This is a genomic window from Maribacter sp. R86514 (assembly GCF_044597005.1).
In the GTDB taxonomy this organism is placed as follows: domain Bacteria; phylum Bacteroidota; class Bacteroidia; order Flavobacteriales; family Flavobacteriaceae; genus Maribacter.
Map to the genome: position 1 here is coordinate 1,622,584 of NZ_CP138999.1, position 13,674 is coordinate 1,636,257.

5 protein-coding genes are annotated in these 13,674 nt (G+C 38.0%); 2 read left to right on the forward strand and 3 right to left on the reverse strand.

Features of this window, described 5'->3' with window-relative positions:
* Positions 1-33 precede the first annotated feature (33 nt).
* Positions 34-8,598: a T9SS type B sorting domain-containing protein gene (locus SJY30_RS07225; RefSeq protein ID WP_396634898.1), complete on the reverse strand. Its 8,565-nt coding sequence runs from the start codon at positions 8,596-8,598 to the stop codon at positions 34-36.
* 126 nt (positions 8,599-8,724) lie between these two features.
* Here SJY30_RS07225 and SJY30_RS07230 point away from each other — a divergent pair, with 126 nt between their 5' ends.
* A complete protein-coding gene (locus tag SJY30_RS07230; protein ID WP_396634899.1) occupies positions 8,725-9,846 on the forward strand; it encodes a PQQ-dependent sugar dehydrogenase in 1,122 nt (373 codons plus the stop codon).
* A gap of 91 nt (positions 9,847-9,937) precedes the next feature.
* Here the strand turns inward: SJY30_RS07230 and murQ are convergent, their stop codons facing one another.
* Together murQ and SJY30_RS07240 are read right to left on the reverse strand one after the other, a co-directional pair.
* Positions 9,938-10,750, reverse strand: a complete 813-nt coding sequence (gene murQ / locus SJY30_RS07235; protein ID WP_396634900.1) for an N-acetylmuramic acid 6-phosphate etherase — start codon at positions 10,748-10,750, stop codon at positions 9,938-9,940.
* A 4-nt stretch (positions 10,751-10,754) separates the two neighbouring features.
* Positions 10,755-11,504 carry a DeoR/GlpR family DNA-binding transcription regulator gene (locus SJY30_RS07240; RefSeq protein WP_396634901.1) on the reverse strand — a complete coding sequence of 250 codons (750 nt, stop codon included), beginning with the start codon at positions 11,502-11,504 and terminating at the stop codon, positions 10,755-10,757.
* A gap of 202 nt (positions 11,505-11,706) precedes the next feature.
* Here SJY30_RS07240 and nagB point away from each other — a divergent pair, with 202 nt between their 5' ends.
* A complete protein-coding gene (gene nagB / locus SJY30_RS07245; protein WP_396634902.1) occupies positions 11,707-13,635 on the forward strand; it encodes a glucosamine-6-phosphate deaminase in 1,929 nt (642 codons plus the stop codon).
* Positions 13,636-13,674 lie beyond the last annotated feature (39 nt).

A 13,674-nucleotide genomic window follows, 5' to 3' on the forward strand; every position in this document is an offset into this window, starting at 1 on the left:
TGCATCCTCTTTTTTTTATGTTACTATCTTAATTTATCTGTATAAAGTAAAGTGACCTACATACTTAAGCTCATCGCTATTGGCATTTACTACGTACCAGTAATCTCCTGTTGGCACTTCTTTACCTTCATAGGTACCGTCCCAACCGCTAACCTCATCCAATACAGCCACTACTCTACCGTAACGGTCATATATTCTAACCTCAACTCCGTCAAAAAGATCTCTATTCTTTGGTGACCAAATATCATTAAGGTTATCTCCATCAGGAGTAAAGAAATTAGGGAATTCCAGCATACCCGTAAACTCGAACGGTACACTTAATTCAAGCTCACAACCTCTTGCATCTCTAACCCTAACATTTACTATTCCGCTTTCGTTAGTTGTAAATGTAGTTTCCTCACCGTAAGATTGTCCGTTAAAGAAGAATTCATATTCTCCGTAACCACCTTCTGCAGCAGCTTGAACTTCATTTGGCCCTGTTTTATCAACTACCAAACTTAGCGGCTCATATGCATCTATACTGAACTCTACAAAATTTGTACATCCGTTTTCATGATAGATATAAACAGTGTGGTCACCTGCCGGTAAATCTCCCCAAACATATTCATCATTTGCATTTGCGGTAATTGCATCTGTAGGATCTATTGGATCTAATGCAAACATCAATTCTGAAAGCAAATTGGTATTATCTAACTGAATAGTTGTGGTACTATTTGGAAAAATACCTTCGCAACCATATTGTACTTGCGGTTCTGCTGTTAAATCTACTCCAATATCAACAGTAAACAACTCTGAAGCTGCACACAAGTTAGCATCTTGTATGTAAATAATATATGAAGCGCCACCTTGTAAATCTTCGATTATTTCTCCGTTATAAGGTGCAAATACCGCTGTACCAGTTTCATCAACTGGATCGACCATTTCAATTTTATACTCAAAATACGGAGTAGGATTCACTAAAACATCGTTAAAAGGAGTACCGCCTATGATATCAAAAACTACTGTTCCATCATTAGCCCCAATACATAATTCATCTGTAGTTTGAATATTGATTACTTCTAATTGGTCTGGCTCTTCCACCGTAATGAAATCTTTTTCAAAACAACCGTTGTCATCTTTAATTAAGATTTCATAAGTACCAGCCGCAAGTTCATCAAAAGTATAAGTACCTGGATTATCAGAATCACTAAAGAATTCATTAAAGTTAGGAGCAATAGCAAATTGAATCAAACCTTCACCACCATCACTTACAGAAACTGTAATGGTACCGTCTTCTTCTCCATTACAAGTAACATCTGTAGGAACGGCATCAAAAATTATTGGATCAGGTCTAACTATTTCAAACGGACCATCTACAGCCTCACAAGTTAATCCACTTGTAACACCAATCCAATAATCAGTACCTTCAGGAAGACCTTCAAAAGTACCTTCTGATTGGGGACCTCTAAAAATAGTTGCAGTTCCTATATTAAAACCATCTGTTGGTTGCCCTATATATAAAGTAAACATATTATTACCTACACCACCACTTGCAAAAGATTCTATTCTACCATCTAATTCAGATGCACAAGAAATAGGATCTACTGGAGAATTTGGTAAAAATTCAAGATCAGAGGCATCTGTCATAGTAATACCATTAGAACGAATTGCCGGACAAGTACCTGCCGCATTAACTTTTCTTACATCGAATTGATATGTTATACCTTGCACACCTGTTACAGATATAGAATTACCAGTCATAGGCACATAAGAACCAATGGTTACTCCGTTTTCAACTCTTAAATATTCATAGGTAAATAAAGGATCAGGGTTCTCAACCGTCAATCTTATTTCACCATCCCCTCCACAACCAGGCACTCTAATTTGAACCAAAACAGGTTGAATTGGTGGTGGTGGATCAACGTAGTAAGCATCTGTTACGAACGAACATCCAAAACTAGAAGATACTTCTATTGCATACCAACCAGCGCTAATATAACCTCCACTATCGCCAATGAAAGTTGGTGTATTTTGCAATCCACTTTCAGATACAATAGCTGTGTTATCATCACCACTTAAATATAATAATGTGTAATTGTAACCAGCACCAGGGAAACCGCCGCTTGCACCAGGTGTAGCAGTAATAGCATCACCAGAAGTGATATCATAAGCTTCAAGAACAGCATTGTTACCATTAGGGCAATCTAAAGTTTGCGGCTCTCTTATACCGGCAATTATTTGCGGTACTTCTTCTAGTTCTATCTCCACTGTGTTTGTACAACCCTCAACATCTCTCACCTCTACTTCATAGAAACCAAAAGACAATCCTGTGAATTCATTATCGTTTGAGAATGCTGCTATTTCAGTAGTATAACTAGAACCACCGTCAGTGCTCATTAATAACCTGTATTCATAAGGAGTTGTATCCCAACCACCAGTACCGGTAGCTATAATTTCACCAGTATCATTCGTACAACTTACATTGCCTATAGACTCAGCAGTAACTTGAAGTTCTCCGTTTGGAGTTCTAATGTTGGTAACGTTACTTGTTCCAGAACAGAATGGCGTATCAATAGAAACAACATCAACAATTAAGTTACCACCTATAAGGTTATCTATTCTAGCTTCGTCTCCGTTTACATCAGGGAAATTATTAGTATCAAAAGTTCCTGAAGCCAAAGGGGTTGTTCTTGCATCATCAGTAGCCTCATAAACGATGTAGTCAAATACACCAACATAATCGCTCACTGTAATAAATAGAGCTCCATCGTTACCAGGTACCGCACAACTAACCGGTTTAGCCTCGCTAATTAATACCGTAGGTGCTATCGGCGTATTTACCGTATGTACTGGCATTGGGTAGGTACAGCCAACTGTATTATCTACAACCTCGAACAAGTAATCACCTATATCTGGCAAGTACACATCAACATAGTTATTACCAGCTGTATTTGTTACAGGGGCAACCGCAGTAACCGAAACCGTATTTACCGTAAAATCAGTTGTACCTGCTACCTCTATACGTACACGCTCATCATCTCTACAATTTAAAATATCTACCTCAACAATTGTTGGAACGACGTCTGTAGGTGGATTGATAGTAGGAACGTCAAATGTAGTCTGACAACCATTTCCATCAATAGCATAAACAGTAATATTTTGAGCAGAACCATCATCAATAATTTCAAAAGTATTCCCTGGCTGATAATTTTCAAAACCGGTGATACTATATTGATATCCAGAACCAACAGTACCTGCATCGTCAACAGTCACTGTAATAATGGTTGAACTATATCTATTTGCACCTGGCTCACAAGCAAAATCTGCAGCACTAGCAGTAATGCTAAATGCATCAGGATTTGTGATTGTGTGTACCATAGATAGAACCTCACAGTTACGCGCCGTTAACACCTGTACTTGATAATCACCTGCTGGTAAATCTGAAAATGCACCCGTATTATTCCTAGTAACTTCTGTAGTCCCTGAAGTAACATCATTTAAGATGTAGGTAATTGGCGTATCTTGGTTTGTAAATGGAACCAATGCATTTGCCGGACCAACTACTACCTCTATAGACCCATCATTTTCATCTCTACAGCTAATATCAATTGCATCTTCTGAAACTATAGCTGGCTGTGCTGCTTGATTTAAAATAATGTTAGATACCGTAGTTTCACAAAAACCAGCACCATCATTTACAATATTGTCAGTTATTAAAACTTCATATGTACCAGGAGCTAATCCTGTAAAAATTGGATCATTATTTTGTGTTATTGGACCAACTGCACTAGAATTATAATCTACACCTGTTAGCTCAAATTCAAAATCTCCACTACCACCAGTAGTTGAAATTGTAATTTGACCATCGGCATCATTACACGTACTATCTGCTGAAAATCTACCAGTTGCAGATAAGAAGTCATAAACCGTAGCAGTACCTTCACTAGTACAACCATTGGCATCTACTACATCTACTACATAATCACCAGGGCTACTAACAACATAAGTATATTCCCAAAATGATCCGACAACAGTTGGCAATCTCTCATCACCACCTAAAGTAAATCTTGGTGTGTTAATAGAACTAGGTACTCTTACCGTAATATCAAACGCAGTTGAAGTAGGATCACATTGATTAACCACAGCAAATGTTGGAACCGGTAAATCTGGATTTAAAGAAATAATGGTAGCAATATCAAAAGAAGTGCAACCACTTGCATCTCTCACATAAACATCATAAGTTCCATCTGGTGCCGAGAACGTTGTATCCGTTGTCCAACCCGTAGGAGCCAGACCACTGTCCATAAAGGCAAATTCATACGGACCACCTGAACCACCTCTACCCTGTACGGTAACTTGACCAAAAGCATTACAATTTGCAGGAACCTCTTGTAAAATATCAATATCAGGTAAATTCTGAAGTATGGTAACCGGAGCGGCATCGGTACATGTATCGGTTAAATTTTCAACCAATATCTGATAATCGCCAGGTAATTCTGCATATGTAGCTGTGTAAGGCAATGCTGTAGTGTTGACAGAATTTTGAAGAACTATACTTGAGCCATCTGAATTATCTATTAAGGTAATTCTTAAATTATCACCAATGGTATAACCAATAATATCATAAGCTATTTCTCCATTTCTATTGGTATCACAAGCCCCAGGTGTTGAAACTGCCGTAACCTCTAAAGTTGAAGGTGCATCTACAGGTGGAATTTCCTGCTCATAGGTACAACCTGTACCGGTATCTAATACAACTACGGTATACGCTACTCCATACTGAATACCATCAGTAGTATTGCTAAACGTATGGTCATTTAAAGCCGGTGTATTATTTAAAGCGTAAAAACCAGGTTGATTTAGTAATCTAATTTCATATGAACCAGAACCTCCACTTACGCTTACCGCATAAGTAAATGACGTATCATCACAATCAATTGGTGCTGGTGGCGGTATTGGTGCAATTACCACTTCGTTAGAAGTAATGGAAACCGTATCTATATCAGTACAGCCATTTGCATCAATTGTAATAACCGTATAATCTCCCGTTACTAAAAGTGGATCTAAAATTTGTACCGGTAAGGCAGAAGGATCAACATCTTCCATTCTTGTAATTTCTACCCCTGTATTATCTTCAATTACAAATGTATAATTAGCCGTACCGTCAGTTACAGCATCAATATTGATACCACCACTAACTGGTCCACTACCTCCACAAACAGCTTGTTCCTCAGAAACCGTAGTTGCAGGTGGTGGTGTTGTATCTAACACAATATCAAATTTATCAGCTGGGGTTTCACAACCTCTAGCATCTCTAACCAAGTAAGAATAAGTACCTACAGTTAAGTTAGAGTATACCGTTTCCGATGCCCATCCTGTTCCATTGAAATTAACTTCGTAAGGTGGCACACCGCTTGTAGCATCTGGTATAATAGTTACCGAACCATTATTTGTTGAACTACAACTAACCGGTCTAGCAACATAAGATGCAGCAGCAATATTTTGAGGCGGGTTTAAAGTGATTGCAACAGACTCTGCTACACAACCACTACTTGTAGTATTATTATCGGTAATTCTGAAAACATAATCGCCAGGTACATTTGTATCATAATCAAAAGTATCGGTAGTTAGTGGCATAGCAGCTCCAAAAGTAGCACCACCATCAGAACTCACCTCATACTGTTTTGCTCCAGCACCAGAAGTATAGCCTCCATTAACACTTACTTCAATTCTACCATCAGCTCCACCACAAGGTATTTCCGCTGTAATACTTGTATTTACTCTCAATTGTGGAGCAATTGTCACTGAAATACTATCTGAACAGTCATTACCATCAACAACTTCAATTGTGTAATTACCAGGAGAAAGTCCGCCAAAAATTGCAGTTGGTTGCAACGTACCCCCATTAATTCTATATTGATGTGAACCAATAGCTGCAGTACCTGCAGTAGAAGTTACTGCAACCGTAGCACCAGTACCTGCTACAAAACAGAAATCAGATGATGGTCCGTCCAAAGAAATGCTTGGAGCATCAATAGGGTTTAAATCGAATGAAAAAGTATCTGTACAACCTTCAGCATCTTCAACAGTTAACGTGTATGTTCCCGTTGCAGAAAGATTACCGAAATTTCTTCCGGATTTCGGACCGATTTGTGGACCAACAGGTTGCGTTAAAGTATATCTGTATGTACCCCAACCACCAGTTGCATTTGCTCTAACGGCTCCTAAATTTCCATTGGCACAGCTCATAGCTGTAACCGTAGAAGTAGATAAATCCAATATTGGAGCTTCATTAATATCCAATGAAATAGTATCTGTACATCCTGTATCAGCGTCGGTAACCGTAATTGTATATGTACCTGCTCCAGATAATGGCAAGTCAACTTCACGGTCACTTTGTGGAGCACTAGTGGTGCCTCCGTTAATATCGTATGTATAATTGTTTGCGAAACCGTCAACAATAAAAGTTCCGCTACCATCGGTAGCTCCATTACATACTCTTAGGTCTCCACCCGATTTAACTTGAACTCGAATAGAACTGATTTCAACAGGTCTAAAACCTTCAGTATAAGAACAACCATTTACATCGGTAATTTGAAAAATATATGCCTGAGAAGTTAATAACCCAACGAACGTATCATTAGTACCGTTATCAACATAAGCCGGACTAATTATTTCATATCTATTGGTTGCAGCATTACTTGTTGGTGTCAACTGCACATCTGTAGTACCCGCGGCACAGCTAGTATTGCTCTGGGCAAAATCTAAATCTGTAGGTGGATCAACATCTAAAATTTCTACCGAAGTAAGGTTTAAACGACAACCACCTGCGTCTTTAATTATAGGTGTATAGGTCCCCGCAGCTAAGTCGGTATAAGAAGTCGTTGTTGAGAAACTAACCCCATCAATACTAAAAACATATCCACTACCTGACCCACCAGAAAACGGACCAACAAAATCAATCTGTCCGCCTACGTTTCCAGTACCAGAACATGTAACATCGGCAACTTTAGTAGCAGATCCCGTTAATGATCCAACCGTGTCTACCGTTACCGACGGCAAGGCTAAAGTACATTCGAATGCACCTTGCTGGTACCTTACTTCAATATCATTATACGTACCTGCCGCAACTGAAATCTGTGGAGTGCTCACCCATGCATCAGATGCACTTTCTCTATAGGAAATATTGTAACCTCTACCATTATTGATAGTAAATTCCAATTTGGCACCACCGTTACTACACGTACCATCAACACCAGCAACAGTTACATCTGGCGGCAATAAATCTTCAACATCTGAAGAAGCGTTTATAATACAACCATTACTATCGGTAATTACAAAATCGTAAGTACCTGCAGTGCTAACCGTATATGTTGTAGTACCAGAATCTGTAGCAGCATCTCCAAAAGAAGGTTGTACAGCTCCGCCGTTTACAGTAAATGTATAAGGCGCAGAACCACCTGACGTATTTAACGTAATATCTACACTAGAAATATCAGAACAGCCAAAACTACTGTTCACCTCAGTTGATGCATCTAAAGCAGAAGCCCCTGCACCAATTGTCATTGGATCTCCATTAACATCTAAACTCTGCCTTGGAGGATCAATTCCGTTCAACGGATCACCGGTACATTGTTGTGTTTCAACTTGTACTGTATATGTACCAAAACCTACAGCCGCAAAAGTGTAGGGGTTTGTTGAAATAAATGCAGTAAATTCTTGAGCAACACCACTTGAATTCAGCAATGTATATTTGTAAGGTCCAGGCACATTAGATGCGGTTACGGTAATTGTACCCGTATCGCCACTACATAATGCATCTGTAAAAGTTGTAGCGATTTCTATTTCTCTTTCCTCTATAACAATAGGCTCATAAGGATATTCGCAAGTATTAGCAGTATTTCTTAATCTTGCTAAAATGTTATATGTACCAGGAGTTAGGTTAGAAAAAATTGCTCCTTGCCAAGAAGTACCACCATCAATACTAAATTCATAAGCACTAGACAAATTGGTAATCTGTATTCTACCATCTACTCCACATATATAATCTTGCTTTACAAAGGTTTGGGTTATGGTACTTTTCTTTACTTTAAAGTAATATGGTTGATTGTCTATTTCAACTCTATATTCAGCACCTGAAGTAGCAGATACAGAACTGGCATCAAGATTAAAAGTTTGTCCGGTTCCAATTTCCGTATAACAAGTATCTGTAGTATTAGGACATTCTACATTCACATCTGCTGAACAAGAACCACCCAATACCTGCCATGAAACTGAGCTATAAGGACCACCAGTTAAACTTATGATACGATCATCAAAATCACCACATAAATTAAATCGGGCAATTGTAAATCCATTATCATTACAAGTTACCGTATTGTCCGCACCTACTATTGGTGTAGAAAACATTGCCGGAGCCGCTAAGCTAGACTTTGTCGAAACTTTATTTTCTAATGTCGTGTGATTGTTGGTAGAAACCGAAACAGCCTTTTCGATTACATGAGCCACCTCTTCGTATAAAGTAGTTACTTTAGAGTTGGCTAGGACCGTAGTACCAATTACTGAAAGAACAATCAGAAGTAGTACATACAGCGCATACCGCTGTTGTTTTGGAAGCATAGGTTAAGGTTCGTTTTTAAGAACAAAGTCGATTTGGGATCTAATTAGTTCTTTGGTGTAATTTTTTGCTTATATTTTGTCTTTTAAATAATCATGTGTTCTTTAATATATTTCTAACGCCTGTATATGAAAAATAGTATCATTCTCAACCTTTTATTCGTTGTAACGCTAAATTTTTCTTGCGCACAAAATACTGATAACAAGGCAACTGCGCCAAAAGAGTCTGTTTTTACTGCTAAGCTGTTCGTCGATGAGGTACAGATTCCATGGGGCTTCACCTTCCTTCCTGACAAAAGTATTTTAATCACTGAAAAAGAAGGAAAATTGATACATTTCGACGATGGAAAAAAAACGATAATTGACAATGTTCCTGAGGTATATAATAGAGGCCAAGGCGGATTGTTGGATATAACCCTTCATCCTAAGTACACAGAAAACGGGTGGATATACCTCACATATGCATCAACAGATGGGAATGAAAAAGGCGGTCATACGGCAATTATGAGAGCAAAATTGAAGAATAGTTCTTTGACAGAAAAACAAGTACTTTACAAGGCAACACCCAATACTACTAAAGGGCAACATTTTGGATCTAGAATTGCTTTTGATAACGAAGGATATCTATACTTTTCAATTGGTGAACGAGGGGAAAGAGATATTAATCCACAAAACATAAAAAGAGATGGTGGCAAAATTTATCGTATACATGACGATGGACGTATACCGAAAGACAATCCATTTATAAATGAAAAAGGCGCCAAGACTGCAATTTACAGTTACGGACACCGAAATCCGCAGGGGTTGATAAAGCACCCCGTCACAGGTGAAATATGGGACAATGAACACGGACCCAGAGGTGGCGATGAAATTAATATTATTAAAAAAGGAGCTAATTATGGATGGCCACTAGTTACTTACGGCATCAATTATGGCGGTACACCTATTACCGATAAAACAGAAATGAAAGGCATGGAGCAACCTATACATTATTGGGTACCCTCGATTGCACCTAGCGGAATGGAGTATGTGACAACAGATAAGTATAAAAACTGGAAAGGAAGTCTTTTAGTAGGGTCTTTAGCTTTTCAATATTTAGAACGTTTGGTCTTAGACGGTAGCAAAGTAACTGCAAGAGAAAAGTTAATGGAAGGACTAGGTAGAGTAAGAGCCGTAAAGGAAGGACCTGATGGTTATATTTATGTAGCCGTTGAAGGCAAAGGTATTTATAAGTTGATACCGAAAAAATAGACAACAACTCCAAACATTAAAAAAAGGTCTGTAACTTCATTTAACCGTTACAGACCTTTTGCTATTTTTATAATATACTTTAGATCCTCACTTATCCCCAACCGGCATCTATAGCCAGCTTTACGGAACCATGTTTTTTCAGCAACGCTTCTGCAGCTGCGTATTCAATATCTAAGCCTTCCATAATATAGCGCGTACCGCGATCAACCAACTTATCGTTGCTTAATTGCATATTCACCATCTTATTACCTTTTACTCTCCCAATTTTTATCATTAACGCAGTAGATATCATATTCAAAACCAATTTTTGAGAAGTTCCACTTTTCATTCTTGTACTACCGGTAAGAAATTCTGGACCTACATTTATTTCAATAGGAATATCTGCAATTCTTGCAATTGGTGCACCAGGGTTATTGGTAATCGCTGCAGTTAAAATTCCATTTTTCTTGGCATCCTCCAATCCCCCTATAACATATGGCGTACTACCTGATGCCGCAATACCAACAACAACATCATTAGCATTAATATCATGGACCTTTAAATCTAACCATGCCTGTTTAGTTGCATCTTCGGCATTTTCGACAGCTTTTCTTATAGCCGTATCTCCCCCGGCAATTAAACCCACAACACGTTCATGTGGCATACCAAAAGTTGGCGGAATTTCAGAAGCATCTAAAATTCCCAATCTACCACTGGTACCGGCGCCTATGTAAAAAAGTCTTCCTCCTTTATTAAATCTTTCCGTTAAGGCATCTACAAGTTTTGTTACTTGCGGAATCGTTTTTTCTACCGCATCGGCTATTTTCTTATCCTCCTCATTCATTTTTTGAAGAATAGTAGTGGTATCCATCAACTCTAAGTTGTCGTGATTGGACGGAGTCTCAGTAATCTTTTTGTAATCCATTTAATTATAAAATTTTTATATCGTGATTTTTAAAAGCCTTTAGCAAATTGTCATCCGGCTTTAACTCGGTAATCATAGTATTGATAGAATTGATATCGCAAGTCTTATACCGGTGCTGAGAATTTAGTTTTTCAGAAATAGATAAAAGCACGGTTTTCTTAGAAGCTTTTATCACCGCTTTTTTTATCTGAACAATATCCCAATCAAATTCCGTTAACCCATAAGTGGCATCAACATAACCGGTACCTATAAAACTATAATCGAATCGAATTTCAGAAATATGGTGAATGGCATTTGCACCAATAGCAATCTGGGCTTCCTTAGAAATTTGTCCTCCTATAGAAATAACATTTATATTGGCTTTATGCGAAAGCTCCATAGCAACCGGCAGACTAATGGTGAAACAAGTAAGGTTTAAATTTTCAGGTATAATTCTAGCCAACTCCATACACGTAGTACCACCATCTAAAAAAATAACCGCGCCGTTACGCAACATGTTCACTGCTTTTTTTGCTATGGTCACTTTATCATCAACCTTATATATGTTGTTATTCTTAGCACTATTGGTCATATAACCCATAGATATTGCGCCACCATGTACTTTACGTAGTTTATTTTCAGCGTCAAGCTCTTTTACATCTCTTCTAATAGTATCGATAGAAACATCTAAAGCCTCTGCTATATCGGTTATAAGAATTCTATTGTGTAAATCAACCTCAGTTAAAATAGTCTGTTGCCGTTCTTCTTTTAGCATTTAAAAGCTCTTTTTTACTTATGAATCACACAAAGATAGGAATTTTTAACTCATGCAGTTTTATGACGTTAATATAATGTAAATAGAATTTAACGATCAATTAACAGCAAAATACAGCACAATTTACTGCACGAAACTGCAAATAATCAAAATAACGCATATATTTGCAAAGAGTCAAAATCCAAAACCCTACCACAACCACATGAAGACAATAGTTAAAAATTCTAAAATAGACATCTCCCATAAGCCTATTGGCCAGTTTGAAGAAACACGATTCGAAAAAATTCACAACGTAATTTTCGAAGATTCCAACGAAGCTTCAATAGTAGTGGCTCATGAAATCGCCGCTTTAATAAAAAAGAGACAAGGGCAAAAAAGAAACTGTGTTTTAGGTTTGGCCACAGGTTCTTCGCCTGTAAGGGTTTATGAAGAATTGGTTCGCATTCACAAAGAAGAAGGTTTGAGTTTCAAAAATGTTGTGACCTTCAACTTAGATGAATATTTACCGATGGAGCCTAATAACATACAAAGTTATTTCTACTTCATGCACGAGCATCTTTTTAATCATGTAGATATACCAGAAAAGAATATTCATATTCCAGATGGTACGGTTAGTAATGAAGAAACAACTGCATATTGTTTAGACTATGATCGCAAAATAAAGGAGCATGGTGGCTTAGATTTTCAACTATTAGGTATTGGTAGAACCGGGCATATTGGTTTCAACGAACCAGGATCACATTTTAATTCTGGAACAAGAGTTATTACGCTAGACCATATAACGCGCGTAGATGCCGCACCTGCCTTTTTAGGAATAGCCAATGTCCCTAGAAAAGCTATTACCATGGGGATTGCAACAGTACGTAAAGCCAAGAGAATTGTTTTATTAGGCTGGGGTGAAAACAAAGCGGGTATCATTAAAAAAACTATTGAAGGCGATATCTCATCTCATGTACCGGCAACATATTTACAAGAACATGACAATTGTACTTTTGTTTTAGATACCGGTGCCGGTAGCCAATTAACAAGAAATAAAACACCTTGGTTGGTCGATGCATGCGAATGGACGGAAGAATTAAAAGCTAAAGCTTTGGTCTGGCTTTGTGAAAATACCGGTAAGACCATATTAAGTTTAACAGATAAAGATTATAACGATAATGGCATGGCCGATCTATTAGCTTTGGCTGATTCATATGATCTGAATATTGAAATGTTCAATAAGCTGCAGCATACCATTACCGGATGGCCAGGTGGTAAACCAAATGCTGATGACACCCATAGACCAGAACGTGCAACACCAGCAAAAAAGCGTGTCATTATTTTTAGTCCACACCCAGATGACGATGTAATTTCTATGGGCGGAACTTTTGATAGATTAGTAGAGCAAGGACATGATGTTCATATCGTTTACCAAACATCTGGCAACATTGCGGTTTCTGATGCCGATGCCAGAAAATATGCCGAGATTGCCATGCAGATTAATCCATCTGAAGAGGCAGAAACTATTATAAAATCTATCGCAGATAAGAATGAAACTCGTATAGATGCGCCAGAAGTTAGAAATCTAAAAGGTAAAATTAGAAGAGGTGAATCTTATGCCGCTACCCGATACATGGGGCTACAAGATGAAAATGTACATTTCTTGGATTTGCCGTTTTACGAGACAGGCACCATAAAGAAGAAAAACTTATCTGAAAAAGACATTAATATAGTAGTAGCTATTATCAAGGAGATAAAACCTCATCAAATTTATGCCGCTGGTGACTTAGCAGATCCACACGGTACGCATAAGGTTTGTTTAGATGCCGTATTTGCAGCTTGTGAAGAATTAAAATCAGAATCATTTATGAAAGATTGCTGGTTATGGTTATACAGAGGTGCTTGGCATGAGTGGGATATCAACGAAATTGAAATGGCCGTACCTATGAGCCCGGGGCAAGTATTGAAAAAAAGGTATGCTATTTTCTGCCACCAGTCTCAAAAAGACGGAGTAATGTTTCAAGGTGATGACTCAAGAGAATTCTGGATGCGTGCAGAAGAAAGAAACCGCGACACCGCTAATAAATATAAAGCTATGGGCTTATCTTCATACGCAGCTATGGAAGCCTTTGTAAGACATAAATTTAACTAACAACTAAATTTGAATTAAAAGACCTATTTTTAGTTTTAA